The organism is Shimia abyssi, from assembly GCF_003014475.1.
Lineage (GTDB): Bacteria > Pseudomonadota > Alphaproteobacteria > Rhodobacterales > Rhodobacteraceae > Shimia > Shimia abyssi.
Map to the genome: position 1 here is coordinate 170,547 of NZ_PYGJ01000005.1, position 16,804 is coordinate 187,350.

Here is a 16,804-nt window from a genome sequence, read left to right on the forward strand (position 1 = left end):
CATTCTCCGGCCCTGAAATCACAGTGACACCGGCTCAAATTCTTCCACTTCAAGCGTATAGCTCGCCTGCGCATACACGCTCTCGGTCAAGACCGTGTTCAGCATTCCAACCGCATAGACCGGTTCAAACAGCCCCTGCACCTCATAGGGTGCTTGCGTTGTCACATGCACAATCTGGTTGGGCGGGGGCGGCGGAATATGGATGCAGGCCCCGACAAACGGCACCAATAGAAACTCGCTACTGCCCTGCGCTGTCATCTCCAATGGGATCAGAAACCCCGGCAATCGCACGCGTTTGCCGTTGTAATCCTTGACCACCATAAACGCACGCGGATCGCTAAAGGTACGGGTTGGGGCGGCGCTATGGGACAACGGTTGGGTTGGCGCCGCATACCGGCGCGCCACATCTGGCTTCAGCTGCTTCCAGTTGAGATCAATCGCGCCATCCGACGCAAAAACCGGCGTTGAACAGCTCAGCGCAGCCAGCCCGCCCATGATCAAACCGCGTCTGGACACAGATCCGTTTTGGCCAAGGAGTTTGGTCATGACGTCCCCCGAACGATTTATTGCACATGCAATCTAACGCCTCGGACACGCCCCCCGTCAATACTCATGCAAAACATCCGCCGCATTACGCAACGTAAAAGTGTTTGTTTTTATTTGATTTTACCCAAGGCAGAACCCGCAATATGCGACCAAAGTCTATTGCCGCCATTCATCCGTTTCAAAACAACGGCCCCGTTGTCACGCCTTACCCTTACCAACCCGCATAAACCCCAGCGTGCGCCCGCTCGACATCACCGGATCATAGGTCAACCCCGATTTTGACATGCAATCCACGATCCGCTTGATCACGCGAGGTTCGTATTTACCGGGATGGATTTCCATCACCACATGTTTCACGCATCTGGGCCAGGGGCGCTCAAACAGCCATTGTTCCGCGCCTTCAATGTCCATCATCACAAATTTCGGCTCGTAGATCATCAACAGATGGCTCATCGGCACTGCAGGCACCTCGACCATGTCATCATGGCTCTTGCCGTCCTCGACAATGGCGCCACCCCAAAACAGCGATCCGGCACGAAATTTTACCGTTTCGTTTTCGTGATCATCCCCCACCACGGCCCCATGCAACAGCGTCACATCCTCATACCCGTTGCGTTTCAGATTGTTGCGGATCGGGTCGAGCATCTTGGGGTTCGCCTCCACGCTCACGACGTTCTCCGCCCCCGCCTGCGCGGCACAAACCGAGCTTACAAACCCAAGCCCTGCGCCTATCTCCAGCACGCTCCACCCCGCGCGAATACGCTTCAGCGCGGCCTCGCTTTCCTTGTTCTCGTATTCCCCGGCGGCGATCTTATCTTCAATCCGACTGCCCACCAGCCAATCAGGCAGCTCGATCTCGATCCCTTTATGCACATGCACGCTCATGTCCACCTCCCCCGTATTTCTGCTGAATTGAGTCCTAAGCCTCCATCCCGTATAGAGCAACCAACACGCGAAACGAGGAACTTTCCCATGAAACTATTTGTCGGCCTCGGCAATCCCGGTGCCAAGTATGCACAAAACCGGCACAATATCGGTTTCATGGCGCTCGATCATATCGCCTCAGATCACGGTTTTGGCCCGTGGAAGGGCAAGTTTCAGGGCAGCCTCACCGAAGGCCGCCTTGGTTCCGAAAAGGTGATGCTGCTCAAGCCCGAAACCTTCATGAACCTCTCCGGCCAATCCGTGGGCGAAGCGATGCGGTTTTACAAACTGGACAGCACAGACATCACCGTCTTCCATGACGAACTTGACCTCGCACCGGGCAAATGCCGCGTCAAATCGGGTGGCGGGCACGCAGGCCACAATGGTTTGCGCTCGATTCACCAGCATATCGGCCCGCACTACGACCGCGTACGCCTTGGCATCGGCCATCCGGGCAACAAAAACGCGGTTTCGGGCTATGTTCTGCGCGATTTCCCAAAGGCTGACACAGGCTGGCTTGATGACGTGTTGCGCGGCATTGCCGATGGCGCACCGCATCTCGCCTCGGGCGATAGCGGCAAATTCATGAACGCCGTCGCCCTACGCGTCGCCCCGCCCCGCTCCTCCAAGTCTCCCAAACCCAAGGCCGAAACCGCCGAACCCTCAAAACCCATCGAACCCACACCAGAGCCTCAGGAAACGCGCTCCAAGATGCAGATGCTCATGGACAAGTTCAAATGAGCGCTGCCCCCAGCGCCCTGCGCGACGCGTTCTTGTCACAAGCCCGATCTTGCGAAGGCATGGACAGTCCTTTTATGGGCCGCCTGCTGCGCCTCTTGGCCGATCACTGGCCCGCCGAGACCGCGCTCGCCGCAAAATGTGCCGCTTGGCAAGGTGACATCGGGCCCATGGCCGCATCTCTGCCCTTGCGCATCTGCGGCGGCCTGCACGCATTGGTTCTGCGCAACCAAGACGCTCAGCTTGCCGCCGTCTACCCGCCAAACACAGCCCCCGATGACGAGTTTCAGGCAACAATCCTGGCGGCCCTGCTCACTCATGACAATTTCCTCACCGACTGGATCAGCAACGCGCCCCAAACCAACGAGGTCCGCCGCGCCGCTGTTTTGATCCCCACCGCGCACCTATTGGCAGACAAATTTGACCTGCCTCTGCGCCTTTCGGAACTGGGCGCGTCCGGCGGGCTCAACCTGATGTTTGATCAGTTCCAGCTCACCCTCGATGGCACCACCTTCGGTCCCGCAAGCGACGTACGCCTCGCCCCCGACTGGACCGGCGCGCTACCACCTGCGATACGGCCCAAAATCGCGGATCGGCGCGGCGTTGACCTCAACCCGCTCACGCCCACATCAGACGATAACCGCCTGCGCCTCTTGGCCTATCTCTGGCCCGACCAATCCGACCGTGTCACCCGTACCCGCGCCGCCATAGCCTTGCACGACGCAGCTGTTGATCGCGCTGACGCCATCGATTGGCTTGGACCCCGTCTCGCCCACCAGCCGGGTCAGGTACACCTGATCTATCACACCGTCGCGTGGCAGTATTTCCCGCCCGCGGTTCAGGCGCGTGGAACCGCGCTAATTGAGGCCGCCGGTGCAACCGCCTCGCCTGAGGCGCCGCTGGCATGGCTCTCATACGAGGCCGACAACGCGTCGCCGGGCGCAGGGCTCACCCTGCGTCTTTGGCCCGGCGACATAACACTCACTCTGGGGCGCGTCGATTTCCATGGCCGTTGGGTCGATTGGCAGGGACCAGCGCGCTTGCCCTGACGTCGCGCTTGCCTGATCTGGGGGGCTCTGCTCATATCCGGTTCAGGGCAAAACGAGGGACATCATGCGCACATTTGGTAAATGGCTTGGCCGCATCCTGTTGATGCTGATCCTTGCCGCTGTGGTCGTCTTTGTCTGGAAACGCGAGCAGATCAGCCGCCTCTATTCGGTGGTTACGCTCTATGACGCGGACAAGATTGTCGCCAACTTCTCCGGCATGAATCTCGCTTTTCCCAACGTGACAGTCGAACGTGGCACCGGTCCGGTCTTTGAGCTGCCCGCGGGCGCACCCCTCTCGATGCCTACCGGCTTTAAACAATGGACCAATGACCGCGCGGTTACCGCGCTTGTGGTTCTCAAAGACAGCGCATTGGTGCACGAAAGCTATTACCAAGGCACCACCGACACCGACAGGCGCATGTCCTTCTCGGTGGCGAAATCCTTTCTTTCGGCCCTTTTTGGTGTGGTCGTGGCCGAAGGTCACATCGCCTCGCTCGACGACCCCGTCACCCAATACGCGCCATCACTGGCGGGCGGCGCTTATGACGGCGCAAGTATCCGCGACGTGCTGCAAATGTCTTCCGGTGTAAGCTTTGACGAGGATTACCTCGACTTCAATTCCGACATCAACCGCATGAGCCGCACCCTCGCGCTCGGGGGCTCCATGGACGGCTTTACCGAGGCGCTGGCCGAGACTTTCATCGCGCCGGGCACCCAGTGGCAATACGTGTCGATCGACACACATGTATTGTCGATGGTGATACGCGGTGCGACGGGGCGGGATATCGCATCGCTCCTGTCAGAAAAAATCATTGCCCCACTAGGCCTTGAAGAAGCGCCCTATTACATCACCGATGGCGACGGGGTTGCCTTTGTGCTTGGTGGTCTGAACCTACGCACCCGCGACTATGCCCGCTTTGCACAGATGTTCCTGCAAAACGGTTTTGCAAATGGCGCCCAAATTGTGCCCGCCGACTGGGTCACGGCCAGCACAATCGCCAGCGACAAGACTCAGCCCGGCAAGATTCAGTATGGCTATCAATGGTGGATCCCCATCAACGCCACCCATGGTGAGTTTCTGGGGCGCGGCATTTACGGGCAATATATCTATATCAATCAGCCGCTTGGCATCGTGATCGCCACCAATGCCGCTGATAAGGGTTTCCGCGAAGGCGGCGCCCACGCGAGCAATGTTGCCATGTTCCGTGCCATTGCGGCGGCGGCACAATAAGGTAAGGCCGGGGGCGCGCTGCCCCCGGACCCCCGCAAGTATTTCTGGCAAGATGAATGAAGGACGCCAAAGGAAACGGAACCGCCATATCTGGCAGGTTCGCTTTGGGTCTTAGTCACGCTTTTGCACAATGTCGTCCATCATGCCTTTGGTGCCGTTATGCACCGTCAGATGCGCCGCTTTGCCAGCGATGGCTTCCAGCTCCTCCCGGCGCAATATGATCGGGTTTCCGACCATCGCCTTGGTGGAGTTAAGCAACGAATGGGTTGCGTTCTTCTCTTCGCGCCGCCGGATCACATTCGCCTCAGCCTCCTTCTAGGCGGCGACACCCGTGTTTCGGATGTGGGCATTTCAACGTTCAAAATCAAAACCTTGCGCGCGATGCCTCGCATTTCAAGACCGATCTCGACCATCTCGCGGCGCACCGTTTCGGCGGCACCAGCATAACATTATCGGGCCGCGTCTCAAACCGCACCATCAGCGCCTCGGCCAAAATGGGCCGTTCACGAAACAGCGCATTTGCGCTCAAAGAGGTCACACAGGGACAGTTCAGATGAAAAATCTCAAGCGACTCAGCACGCCGTTTAGTCCGGTGTTCACCTGCACCCAGCACCCGGTCAACCGACCCTTGCTAAGCACCAGACCCTGATCTTCCTTGGTCAATGTTACCCGGATAACGCTCGTCAAGTGCTCTATCGTTTTCAACATACCCCATCACCTTCGGTCTCTCTGCCATTCTCTCAAAATAATATTTTCCTATTTTTCATTGGTTTCGCGCCGTATGCGCGTCAGATGTGGAGCTCGACATGGGGGCAGGGAAAGATCCCCTGATATACGCAAAACCGCGGCGCCGCGCTCACCGGGAGAGCATCCTCTCTTACCACTGGAGTCCGCCCCCTAGGACCACAGCGCCCGCTTTTGCGCGCTGAGCCGGGTCGCTCAACCCATTGCTGAGTACATTTGCGGCGCTGATGCGGGCGCAAAACAATACTACCTAATCAAGTAACAATATTTCTCAATCACCCGAACTACAGGAATTCCGCGCCAAGGAGCGTCGCTTTTCTTTGCCAAAATGACAACAACCATTCCACCGGTCAGCCAGACCTTAGTGCACCCGCGCGCCCTGTCGTTCCAGCTCGGCCTGAATATCCAGCACGTCCATCTGATCCAGATCGCGCCCTTGTTGCTTGATCGACATGGCCGCCGCAACGCCTGCCCCTTGACCAACCACTGCACAGCACGCCATGTTGCGGGTGGCGGCATGAGCGATGCGCTCGGCCCCTGTCGCGCGCCCGGATACCAACAGGTTCTTGACCTTTTTGGGCAACAGATTGCGATAAGGCACCTGAAAATACCGCCCCGTCGTGGGCAGGATTAATATGCCATAACCATCTATAAATTCAGGGAAAATTCCGATGGAATCCTCGAACCGGCCTTGCTCGCGCACATCGATCTCGCGCATGGTATAGCGTGTGTCCACCTTGCGCGTATCTCGTATCCCAAGGCTCATACCAAAGTTGCGTAGCCGCGCCTCGGCGCAGCCCGGCGTGAACCGGCGCAGCGCTTCAATCGCCAGCATCGCCTGTTTTCGCCCCTCGATCTCGCCTTGGGTCAGGCTGTCCGGATCGGTCCCGTCAATCCCATCCATATGCACAAGGTTCATGTAGGTCAGCTCACCACTGTCGTGCATCGCCCCCCATGTGCCCGCAATTGTATTGAGATGCGGCGGGATCAACCCTGCGTCTATTGCCTGTTTGAACGGCTTGCCAAGGAAGGGCGAAAACATCTCGTCCTCCTTGCCCGTGGTTTCGATATTCCACTCGCCCCCGCCGCCCCAATCGGCATAGGTCTGGGGGTCGGTGTGAATACCTTGCATGAATTTGGTTTTGTCCACCCCGGCCAGATGGAACATCACCGATGCAGCCATCATATCCTCGCGCGGGGTCATCACCGTAGGTGCACCCGCCCGGTGCGCCACATCCGCATCCCCGGTTGCATCAATCACACGTTTGGCCAGGATCGCCTCGCGCCCGGCCTTGGACTCGGTGATGATGCCGACAATTGCGTCGCCTTCCATGATCGGGGCCACAAACTGGCGGTGCAGCATCGGGTGAATGCCCGCCTCTTCGACCATCTTGTCCGCGACCAGCTTGAATCCCTCGCTGTCGATCTCATAACTCAATGACTGGCTCTCTGGCACGGCGGCGCCGGCGTTTTTGGCCGCGTCCTCAAATTCTTTGGGGATGCCCATGGATTCTACGGTCTTTTCATGGCGATACCAATGCATCCCCTCGACACCGACCACCGTGATATTGCCGCCAAAACAGCCAAACCGCTCAACCAGCGTCACCTCAACCCCGGCGCGCGCCGCCGCCAGCGCCGCCGATAACCCACCGGGGCCAGAGCCGACAACCAGAACATCGGTTTCGTGGATCACATCTATCTGGCGGGCGGGTTCTGTAATCTGTCTCATAGACGCCAGCCTTTCCCGCAAATGCACGATGCGTCAATCCGGAAAATGAAATGCCCATTTAAATCCGCACGCAACATTTGCCCAAGGCCCATCCCCATGCCAAGATGCCCTCATGATCAACAAAGACCCCGCCATAAACGCGCTTGGCACCGAACTGTCCCCCTGCTCGTCTGATCCGCTCACCGGGTTCTTTCGCGACGGGCATTGCAACACCTGCGATCAGGATCAGGGCAGCCATACGGTCTGCGCCGTGATGACAGCCGAGTTCCTTGCTTATTCCAAATATGTCGGCAATGATCTGTCGACCCCACGGCCCGAGTTCAACTTTCCTGGCCTCACACCCGGCGATCAATGGTGCCTGTGCGCCGCGCGTTTTCTTCAGGCCCATGACGAAGGCTGCGCGCCAAATGTAAACCTTGCCGCCACGCACCAGCGTGCGCTGGACATCGTGCCTCTGCGCATCCTTCAGGACTACGCCGTCTAAACAAAAAAACGGGGCCTTTTCAGACCCCGCTTTCAGTGTTTCAAAAATACGCTCGCCAAAGGTAAAAAATCAGTGCGCTTCACGCCCTTCGGTGTCGCTCATGTCAAAACCAAGGTGCTTCGCCACGGTCTGAACGTCCTTATCGCCCCGCCCGCACATGTTCATTACCAGAATGTGGTCTTTAGGCAGATCACCGGCAATCTTCATCACATGCGCCAATGCATGGCTGGGCTCTAGCGCGGGGATGATCCCCTCTTGCGCACAGCAATACTGGAACGCTTCCAGCGCTTCCTTGTCGGTGACCGACACGTATTTCGCACGTCCGATTTCATGCAGCCAGCTATGCTCCGGTCCGATCCCCGGATAATCCAGACCTGCAGAAATCGAATACCCTTCGAGGATCTGCCCATCATCATCCTGTAACAGATAGGTGCGGTTGCCGTGCAACACGCCCGGACGCCCCCCCGTCAGTGAAGCGCAATGCTCCATATCCTCGTTCACACCCTTGCCGCCCGCTTCGACGCCAATGATGTTAACCGATGGATCGTCAAGGAACGGATAGAACAGCCCCATGGCGTTTGATCCGCCCCCAATCGCGGCAATCACAGTATCAGGCAAACGCCCTTCGCCTTCTTGCTCGGCCAATTGCCAGCGCACTTCCTTGCCAATGATCGACTGGAAATCGCGCACCATCGCCGGATAGGGATGCGGCCCCGCCACCGTACCGATGCAGTAAAACGTCTCATGCACGTTTGTGACCCAGTCACGCAGCGCGTCATTCATCGCGTCTTTCAACGTGCCGCGACCAGACGTCACCGGCACCACCTCTGCGCCCAACAGACGCATCCGAAACACGTTTGGTGCCTGACGCTGCACGTCATGCGCACCCATATAGACCACGCATTTCAAACCAAACTTGGCACAAACAGTCGCCGTGGCCACGCCATGCTGGCCTGCACCGGTTTCAGCGATAATCCGGGTCTTGCCCATGCGGCGCGCCAGAATGATCTGGCCCAGCACATTGTTGATCTTATGTGCGCCAGTGTGGTTCAGCTCGTCGCGCTTGAGGTAAATCTTGGCCCCGCCCAGGCTCTCGGTCAGACGTGGCGCAAAGTAGAGCGGGCTTGGGCGGCCCACGTAATGCTTCCACAGGTCGTCCATCTCGGCCCAGAACGACGGATCGTCCTTGGCTTTTTCATACTCGGCCTCAAGGTCAAGGATCAGCGGCATCAGCGTTTCACTGACAAACCGGCCCCCGAAATCGCCGAACCTGCCCTTTTCATCAGGGCCCGTCATGAATGAATTGAAAAGATCGTTGGCCATCTGTCCGCCCCATGCTCGCGCAGCGGTCGCCATTGGCGCCCGCCTGTCAATCGTCCACATGTCCTAAAGCGGGGCCGCGATCAGGGCAAGCGCAAAGCGAATTGCCTCGGCAACGTCACGACTGCACAGGCGCGACCTGCGTCATTTGCGCCAGCGTTCCCACAAGCTCCAACTGCTCCGAGAGAACCAGCACATCCTCCAGCGCGCGCGCCTCCAGCCGCGCCAAACCCGGCTGGCCCATCACCCGTGCCGGTGTGCTCACGGCCATCTGCAACGCTTGTTCCAGCGACAGACCGATGTCCGCCACCAGCCGCTGAACACCGCGTGCCTGTGTGATGTGCGCCCCCGCCAATCCGCCTTCGGCATTGATCAAACGCCCGTCACGCAGATGAACCACCTCGTCATACAGCGCAAACTGATCCGGCCCTCCAATCGTCGCCATCGCGTCAGACACCAAAAAGGCCCGCGCCTCAGGGCCTGCCGCGCGCAGCGCCAGCCGTATCATGCGATCATCCACATGATACCCGTCGCAAATGATCCCAAACGGCACCTCCGAATGCAGGATCGCGCCAACAACCCCCGGCTCCCGGCTGGTCATGGGGGCCATCGCATTGAACAAATGTGTCCCACAACATGCGCCAGCGACAATCGCCGCCTCAACCTGTTCCGCCGTGGCATCCGAATGGCCAATCGACACCACAACGCCCATCGCCGTCAGCCTCGCAACGTCTTCGCAGCTTGCAACCTCAGGGGCGAGGGTCAGCATCACCGGCACATCCGCGCTCCGCAATCCAGCCACGATGTCCAGCGTCGCCTGCTCCATCGGCCGCACAAACCGCGCCGCATGTGTGCCCCGACGCGTCTGTGAAATATGCGGCCCCTCAATGTGCAACCCGATGATCCCGGCCTGCCCTCTGACCGCCAAAACCGCCTCCGCCGCCCGCGCCAAGACATCCGCCTCATCCGTGATCACCGTCGGCAGGATTGCCACCGTTCCACACGCACGATGCGCCACGGCGATTGTCAGCATCCCCTCTGGTGTCGGGTTAGAGTTCAGCAATACGCCGCCCCCGCCATTGACCTGCAAATCCACAAATCCCGGCGACAAAATGCCCGCAATCGCCCGCGCATCGGCGCGGCGTGGCGCAATCTCAACCACACGCCCCGCAACAAGGCGCACCGAACACCCCGAGGTCAGCACCTGACCATCAAAAACGCGCTCCGGTGTCACCCATTCGCTCATGCCATCTCTCCAAAGAAGTACGGGTTCAGCGCCTGCTGAATTTGCGCCTCGATCAATCGCTGCGCCAAGGGCCCGTGCCCCGCCTCTGCGCGATCCAGCACCTCAGGCGCAAATGCCTTGGACAGAGCATCATCAGAAATCACTTCCGGCAGATCGTCAAACAATGCCTGAACCCCGGCCCGCGCCGCATCCTGTGGCCAATAATACCGAATACGATCGGCCAGCCCGAAATGGCGCTGTTGATACAGAGACTCTTCCGCGCCGTGATAATGCCCTTGCCAGTATTTGGGATCGCGCAACATGATGTCTTCCATACACCGCTCCAGCGCCCCCTTGTCCTGCCGCAACCCATCCAGCGCGTACATCGCCTCACGATAGGCAAAGGTCAACGCCGGACCGACCTTTTGAAAGGCAAAACCCAATTCAGCCAGCCGTGGAAACACCGCCCCATCCTGATAATCCGTCGAATGCGCCTCAAGGCAGACACCGGGCCGGTCCGCAATCGCATCGGCCAGACCGGGGTCGCGCTCCATTGGCAGGGCGTGCACCTGCGTTGGGCTGAACTCAACACCGGGCTGTACAACCAACCCGCCAATCATCGAGGCCATATCGCCAAACACCGCGTCATGCGCCGCCAGCGTCGCCCGTGCGGCACCTGCATCTGTCGGCGGAATATGTCCATCCTCATCCATACGTGCGCCACCCGGTGGGGGCACTTCGGTGCCTACGACAAACAACAGATCGTCCCGCACCTCTAAACACGCCCGCGCCAGATCCGCCGACCGCGTCGCCGTTGTTGTGTCATCCAACTGCGCGGCCTCACCGCGGCACCCTTCCGAGCAATCCAAGTGGATTTTGTCAAACCCAGCGGCGACGTAATCCCTCACCAGGACCCGCGCCTCCTGCATGGCTGCAGCCGCATCACCTGCGCGCCACACCTGCGTGCCCAGATGGTCGCCGCCAAACTGCACCGCTGCGCGATCCGCACCAACTTCGTCGGCAATCGCGTGCACATAGGCGATGAACGCCTCGGGGCGCATCCCCATGTAGCCACCATGCTGGTTCACCTGATTGGACGTCGCCTCTACAACCAGCGGCCGGCCCAGCACATCGGCCATCCTGATCGAGGCGCGCAACACATCCGGATGCGCCGAACACACCGATGGAATGGCAACAGCCTCGCCCGCGCGGTTGCGCGCAATCACCTGTTTCAGCATCTCGGTCATGCCCCGCACTCCTGCCACGCCGCATAGGCCGCACCGCGTGCGCCACTGCTGTCACCACCGCTGGCCAACACCACGGGCGGCACGTTGAACGCGCCAATCTGGGCCGCGCGTGTCGCGTCTTCCAGCGCCTGCGTCACGCCCTCGATCCGGCTCAAACCGCCGCCCAGCACGATCACATCCGGATCCACCGTCAACGTCAGCCCCAACAGCATCTCACCCGCCAGCGCACACCAGATGTCCCACACCTGCGCCATGTCGCCATCCCGGCGTGCAGCGATCTCGGGCGGGGTCACATCCTTGCCCGTCAGATGCTTCGCCAACCGCGCCATGCCGGGACCCGAGACATAAGTCTCGATACAGGCCATCCGACCACAGCCGCATTGCTCCACCGGCAATCCGTGCGCTGCAATCAAATGCGCTGGCGCTGCGATATGGCCAAACTCCCCTCCGGTCAGGGTCGGCCCCTGTAGCAGCCGATCATTGATCGCGATCCCACCGCCAATTCCGGTCCCGATGATCAGCGCCACAACGCACCGTTTGCCCTTGCCTGCGCCAAACACCGATTCTGACAATGCCAGCGCCCGGCAGTCGTTTACATAAGTCACGTTACGCCCCAGCCGCGCCGCGATATCGCCGGGCAAGGGCCGCCCCATGGCCGGCAGGTTCGCTGTGGTCGCCAGCCCCGTATCAGGATGGATCAGCCCCGCCGCCCCGATCCCAATCGCCTCAAACGGCGCGGTCTCGGCTTGGGCCTCTTCAATCACCCCGGCCACCGCCGCAACCAGCCCGTCGTAATCAGCTGGTGTCGGGCGACGCAGCCGCGCCACCTCTGTCCAATCCGCGTCAAACACCTGCGCCTCGATCTTGGTGCCGCCAATATCCAGCCCGACAATCACGGCGTTTCCACCGGATAAAGCGTAACGCCCGACACAACCCGGCTCAGCGTGCCCTGCCCCTTGAACGGGTCATCCACATTCAACCCCAACTGCTCTGACCACGCCGCGCCGCGCACCTGCGCCGCCGCCACGCATAGCGGCGCGGCCCAGGCTGTGCCAAACGGCATATCGATCCCGATTTCCCCAGCCGCGCCAATGGTTTCGACCCGCGCGTTAGGAAACTGCGACCGCAACTCTTCTGCCAAATCTGCGTCGTACTGCGCGGTTGGTGCGTCGGGACTGGTGAACACCGTGATTGTAGTCTCGTCCGTCACAAACGACTTCGGCCCATGCCGAAACCCAAGGCTGCTGTCCCACAGAGCCGGTATCTGCCCGCCGGACAACTCCATCACCTTCAACGCCGCCTCACGCGCCGCAAAAGCCAACGGCCCAGACCCCACATAAACCACGCGCTCAGGCATGGGTTGCCCGGCAAACCGTGGCAACAGCGCCTCTAACTGATCCGCCAGCGCGGCCAACCGCCCCGCCACATCACACGGCGCATCAAACAATGCCAATGCCGTCAGCAACATGGTCGAAAAACTCGACGTCATCGCAAAACCCTGATCATGCGTCTCATCCGGCAACACGATCACCTTGCGCGCCGCGCTCTCTCGTGTGGCCAGCGCCGATGTCGCGTTGCAGGTGATGTTCAGCCTCGGGGCATCTGGCGCCAACGCGTCCAGCGCGTCCAGTGTGCCCAGCGTCTCTGCACTGTTGCCAGACCGCCCAAAGCTCACCACCAGCGGCCTGCGCCCCTTCAGGTAATGCTGCGGACGCGCCACCAGATCCGTTGTCGCAATCGACTGCGTACCAGGCAGCGCAGCGGCTATGATGTCCCCGATATACGCGCTTGTCCCCGCCCCGCAAAACCACAGCTCGTCATACTCTTGCGTCGCAACCCAAGCGCGCAGTTCTTCAACGGCAAGGCTTCGCCCCCAGTCCCGCCAAATCTGCGGCTGACGCGCTGTTTCCAGCGTCGTGAACCATTTTCCCGCTGCATCACTCATCTGATCTGAAACTCTTTCTTATTCATGACATCGTGCATCGGCGCGCCGCCTCTCTCGATTGCGCACCCTCAAAAGCCCAGCGCCCAGCGCTCAGCCCGTAAGGCCAAAACGGTCGAACTCGGCCCATGTCTCGCTCATATCAACAACACCACCCGACACCCGCGCCTCATCCAGCGCCATCGCCACCAACCCGGCTTGCAACGCGTCGACCACGCCCACTGGCAACGCCTCAGTCTCGCCTTTCAGGAACGCCACAATGTCGCGCACCATCAAATGGTCCGCCCCGTAATGGGCCGAGGCATGTTTCTGATCCATCTTCGTATAATCATGATCCGCAATCACAGATCCATCCCGCGCCGTCGCCTTCAGATAGCCGCGCACGAAATCACCCTCGGCCATGCCCAGCGCCCCCATGACACAGAACCGGCGATGTTCATCCGGCGTGTTCAGGCTGGTGTGAAACGTCATGCTCGCCCCGTCTTCGAACTGCAACAACGCGGTCTGGTGGTCGATTATGTCACCATCCGACTGAAACGGATCGTCAACACTCTCCCACACGCTGGCTTTGCGATGCATGATCTCGTTTTCCGTGTTCGACGTGGGCGCAAGTTCCGGCACAAAGGATTTGCGCCCTCCAAAACTCGCCACCCGCACCGGTCGCGACCCCGTGACCATGTTATAGATATCCAGATCGTGACAGCATTTCTCCAACATGAATCCACCCGACCAACGCACCATCCGCCGCCAGTCGCGCATGAAAAACGCCCCATGATACGGCGCGATATGCTCGTTGGCCTCCATCGACACGATCGGTCCCAACTGGTCCAGCACCGCGCGCAGGTCGACCATGTGTTGCGCATAACGCAGCACAAGGCCGACCATCACCTGATCGGTCCCATGATCCGACAGGAGTTTCGCCAGTTGCATTGTCTCGTCACGCGTGGTGACAACCGGCTTTTCCGTGAGCATCCGCACACCAGCCTCAAGGCCAAGCGTGATATGTTCCAGATGAAACGCATTGGGCGAGCCGACAAAAAACAGATCGGGCTTAGCCTCGGCCAGCATTGTGGCCACATCGTCATACCTTGGCGTCTCGTCCCCGATCTTCTCCAGAAAGGTTGGTTGCGGATCATAGAATCCGACAAATTCCACCTCTGGCAGCGTCTCTTTCAGGATCGACAAAACATGACCTGCGCGCAGGCCGATGCCCGCCGTGACAACGCGCATCACTGGATCTCCGGCGCCGAGGTCCGGCGCAACACGTCCCCGCTTGCGTCAAACAGATGGCAGGCCTCCGGGGCCACGCCCAGATGCACCGATCCGCCCTCTGCGATCACCGCATCCCCCGGCAACGATGCGCAGAACCGTGCGCCATCCTGCAAACTGCCATACACAATGGACGTCCCGCCCAGACGTTCCAGAACGTTCACGGCCACATCCAATCCGGGGCGATCCTGTTCCACGTGTTCAGGGCGAATACCAACCTCGACCTTGTCTCCCGAACTCAGCGTTCCCGCGGCAACCGGCAGCACCATCTCGTGCCCACCTTCCAGCGCCACCTTCGCACCACTTGCATCGGCGGCCACGACGGTTGCAGGCACAAGGTTCATATTGGGCTGCCCGATAAAGGACGCCACGAATTTGGTGCGCGGATGATGATACAACTCCATCGGCGTGCCAAACTGCTCAACCCGCCCGCCATTCAGCACAACAATACGGTCGGCCATTGTCATCGCCTCGACCTGATCGTGGGTCACATAAACCATGGTCGCATCCAACTGGCGGTGCAATTGGCTCAGCTCAACCCGCATGTCACCCCGCAACGCCGCGTCCAGATTGGACAGCGGTTCGTCAAACAGGAACACCTTGGGATTGCGCACAATCGACCGCCCAATAGCAACTCGCTGACGCTGACCACCTGACAACTGCCCCGGTTTCAGGTCCAGCTTGTCGGTCAGCTGCAAAATCCCCGCCGCCCGTTGAACGCGTTCGTCCATCTCGACCTGCGGCAGTTTCTGCACTCTCAGCGGAAAGGCGATGTTTTCATAGACCGACAGGTGCGGATAAAGCGCATAAGACTGAAACACCATCGAGATGCCGCGCTCCACTGGTGGGGCCGCGCTCACGTCCTCGCCGCCGATCATGATCTGACCCGATGTCGCTTCCTCCAACCCGGCTATGATGCGCAACAACGTGGATTTGCCACAACCGGATGGCCCGACAAACACCACAAACTCGCGGTCCTCGATTGCCAGACTGATATCGTGCAGCACTTTGGCCGCGCCAAAGGATTTGCTTATGGAAAGAAGATCAAGCGTTGCCATGATGGTCTCTGTCTTTTCAAAGGAAATCGAAAATCCGGGCGGCGTCCAACCGACCCGCCCGGATCAAGTCGAAACGCTTACAGCGCGTCGTCCAGCTCTTCGCCAGCAATCGTCACCAGGTTTTCAACGCTGTCATCCTTTAGGATGATGCCCTGCACCATGTTGGTGAAAACCGACTGCAACGATTTGAAATCCTCAACCAGCGGCTCTGGGCCACCTGTGGAAATCGGCGCGGTGAAGGTCGGCCAGATGCCCTCGTTATAATAAACATCCGTGCGGCCCATGGCCTCATAATCCAGGATCGGTGTCAGACCCCAGCTGCTGTCCAGATCATACTGGCTGTCACCAGATGTGATCCGGCGCGCCAGCTCTTGGGCAAGGTCTTCGTGGCCAGAGCCTTTGAATACAACAATGCTGTCCGTGATCAGGATGGTACCAGACTCTCCCGATGGGCCCGCAGGCACGGGTGCGACCAGCTGATTGATATCGTCGTTGTGCTGTCCATCACCCCATGGGCCCTGAACATACATCGCGATCTTGCCGTCGTTGAACAGATCTTTCAGACCATCGCGCTCCCACGCGGTTGGACCTTCCTGCGCCACCTCGGCCAGCTTGCCATAGAATTCCAGCGTCTCGCGGGTTTCCTTGCTGTCCAGCTTGTTCTCGCCGGTCGCTGAATCAATCACCACGCCACCGTTGGAATAGAGATAGTTCAGGAACTGGTGCATCGTGTTGTCGAAATCTTTGCCCGCAAGCCCAACGCCCGCCGCATCGGTGTTGTCAACCACACCCTTGGCCATGGCATACATGTCATCCCACGTCTTGGGCGCTGCACATTCCTGACCTGACGCTTCGACGATACCACAGTTGATATACAGCGCCTTTGTCGAAAACGCGTGTGGATAGCCCCACGTGGTGCCTTCAATCGTCACCGTGTTCAGAACACCGGGCTGATACACCTGTTCTTCTGACAGCTCGGACGGCACGATCAGATCGTTATTGGCCAGCTGGCGTAACGTACGCGACCCCATATATGCGATCGAGGGCGGATCACCGGCCGCGGCCAGCGTCAGCGATTTGTCCTGACAAGTGCCCCATGGCACCGCCTCAAGGTTTACCGAAACGCCTTCGTAATCAGCCTGAAACTGGTCCACGACCGCCTGATCGGCGGCGCGGACTTCGCCGCCGCACATGATGAAATGCAACTCGGCCCCATCCGCCGCAAACGCACCACCCGCCGTCGATGTCAGCAACGCTGCTGCAAGTGTCAGTCTTGTTTTTTTCATGTTCTCTCTCCC

17 protein-coding genes are annotated in these 16,804 nt (G+C 59.6%); 4 read left to right on the plus strand and 13 right to left on the minus strand.

Annotation, left to right across the window (positions count from 1 at the left end; genetic code table 11):
* Positions 1–18: 18 nt before the first annotated feature.
* Positions 19–546: a DUF3299 domain-containing protein gene (locus tag CLV88_RS10835; RefSeq protein WP_243403633.1), complete on the minus strand. Its 528-nt coding sequence runs from the start codon at positions 544–546 to the stop codon at positions 19–21.
* Positions 547–744: 198 nt separating this feature from the next.
* Positions 745–1,431 (minus strand): FkbM family methyltransferase, encoded by a 687-nt coding sequence (locus CLV88_RS10840; protein WP_106608407.1) that lies wholly within the window; start codon positions 1,429–1,431, stop codon positions 745–747.
* A gap of 87 nt (positions 1,432–1,518) precedes the next feature.
* Here CLV88_RS10840 and pth point away from each other — a divergent pair, with 87 nt between their 5' ends.
* From pth to CLV88_RS10855, 3 genes are all read left to right on the plus strand, one after another.
* Complete coding sequence (pth, locus tag CLV88_RS10845) at positions 1,519–2,211, plus strand: aminoacyl-tRNA hydrolase (protein WP_106608408.1); 693 nt, start codon at positions 1,519–1,521, stop codon at positions 2,209–2,211.
* A complete protein-coding gene (locus tag CLV88_RS10850) occupies positions 2,208–3,257 on the plus strand; it encodes a DUF2332 domain-containing protein (RefSeq protein WP_106608409.1) in 1,050 nt (349 codons plus the stop codon). Before pth ends, CLV88_RS10850 begins: the two co-directional genes overlap by 4 nt.
* A 64-nt stretch (positions 3,258–3,321) precedes the next feature.
* A complete protein-coding gene (locus CLV88_RS10855; protein ID WP_106608410.1) occupies positions 3,322–4,488 on the plus strand; it encodes a serine hydrolase domain-containing protein in 1,167 nt (388 codons plus the stop codon).
* A 111-nt stretch (positions 4,489–4,599) separates the two neighbouring features.
* On the opposite strand, the gene CLV88_RS10860 is transcribed toward CLV88_RS10855, so the two are convergent.
* The 3 genes from CLV88_RS10860 to CLV88_RS10865 form a co-directional block, all read right to left on the minus strand.
* The gene (locus tag CLV88_RS10860; protein WP_106608411.1) at positions 4,600–4,785 is read right to left on the minus strand and encodes an SPFH domain-containing protein; all 186 of its coding nucleotides are present in this window, start codon (positions 4,783–4,785) and stop codon (positions 4,600–4,602) included.
* A 252-nt stretch (positions 4,786–5,037) separates the two neighbouring features.
* On the minus strand, positions 5,038–5,196 hold the full coding sequence (locus CLV88_RS23025) for a hypothetical protein (RefSeq protein ID WP_165798864.1): 159 nt from the start codon (positions 5,194–5,196) through the stop codon (positions 5,038–5,040).
* Positions 5,197–5,593: 397 nt separating this feature from the next.
* Positions 5,594–6,961, minus strand: a complete 1,368-nt coding sequence (locus tag CLV88_RS10865; RefSeq protein WP_106608412.1) for an FAD-dependent oxidoreductase — start codon at positions 6,959–6,961, stop codon at positions 5,594–5,596.
* 112 nt (positions 6,962–7,073) lie between these two features.
* Between CLV88_RS10865 and CLV88_RS10870 the strand changes: the two genes are divergently transcribed.
* Entirely contained in the window at positions 7,074–7,445 is a 372-nt protein-coding gene (locus CLV88_RS10870) for a DUF2237 family protein (protein WP_106608413.1), read from the plus strand.
* Positions 7,446–7,514: 69 nt separating this feature from the next.
* On the opposite strand, the gene trpB is transcribed toward CLV88_RS10870, so the two are convergent.
* The 8 genes from trpB to CLV88_RS10910 all read right to left on the minus strand — a co-directional run bounded on the left by trpB (position 7,515) and on the right by CLV88_RS10910 (position 16,792).
* Complete coding sequence (gene trpB / locus CLV88_RS10875) at positions 7,515–8,768, minus strand: tryptophan synthase subunit beta (RefSeq protein WP_106608492.1); 1,254 nt, start codon at positions 8,766–8,768, stop codon at positions 7,515–7,517.
* 115 nt (positions 8,769–8,883) lie between these two features.
* Positions 8,884–10,011 (minus strand): N-acetylglucosamine-6-phosphate deacetylase, encoded by a 1,128-nt coding sequence (locus CLV88_RS10880; protein ID WP_106608414.1) that lies wholly within the window; start codon positions 10,009–10,011, stop codon positions 8,884–8,886.
* The gene (locus CLV88_RS10885) at positions 10,008–11,237 is read right to left on the minus strand and encodes a class II D-tagatose-bisphosphate aldolase non-catalytic subunit (RefSeq protein ID WP_106608415.1); all 1,230 of its coding nucleotides are present in this window, start codon (positions 11,235–11,237) and stop codon (positions 10,008–10,010) included. Before CLV88_RS10885 ends, CLV88_RS10880 begins: the two co-directional genes overlap by 4 nt.
* On the minus strand, positions 11,234–12,133 hold the full coding sequence (locus CLV88_RS10890; protein ID WP_106608416.1) for an ROK family protein: 900 nt from the start codon (positions 12,131–12,133) through the stop codon (positions 11,234–11,236). Before CLV88_RS10890 ends, CLV88_RS10885 begins: the two co-directional genes overlap by 4 nt.
* The gene (locus CLV88_RS10895; RefSeq protein WP_106608417.1) at positions 12,130–13,182 is read right to left on the minus strand and encodes an SIS domain-containing protein; all 1,053 of its coding nucleotides are present in this window, start codon (positions 13,180–13,182) and stop codon (positions 12,130–12,132) included. Before CLV88_RS10895 ends, CLV88_RS10890 begins: the two co-directional genes overlap by 4 nt.
* A gap of 90 nt (positions 13,183–13,272) precedes the next feature.
* A complete protein-coding gene (locus tag CLV88_RS10900) occupies positions 13,273–14,409 on the minus strand; it encodes a Gfo/Idh/MocA family protein (protein WP_106608418.1) in 1,137 nt (378 codons plus the stop codon).
* On the minus strand, positions 14,409–15,506 hold the full coding sequence (locus CLV88_RS10905) for an ABC transporter ATP-binding protein (protein WP_106608419.1): 1,098 nt from the start codon (positions 15,504–15,506) through the stop codon (positions 14,409–14,411). Before CLV88_RS10905 ends, CLV88_RS10900 begins: the two co-directional genes overlap by 1 nt.
* 77 nt (positions 15,507–15,583) lie before the next feature.
* Positions 15,584–16,792 carry an ABC transporter substrate-binding protein gene (locus CLV88_RS10910; RefSeq protein ID WP_106608420.1) on the minus strand — a complete coding sequence of 403 codons (1,209 nt, stop codon included), beginning with the start codon at positions 16,790–16,792 and terminating at the stop codon, positions 15,584–15,586.
* Positions 16,793–16,804: the final 12 nt, after the last annotated feature.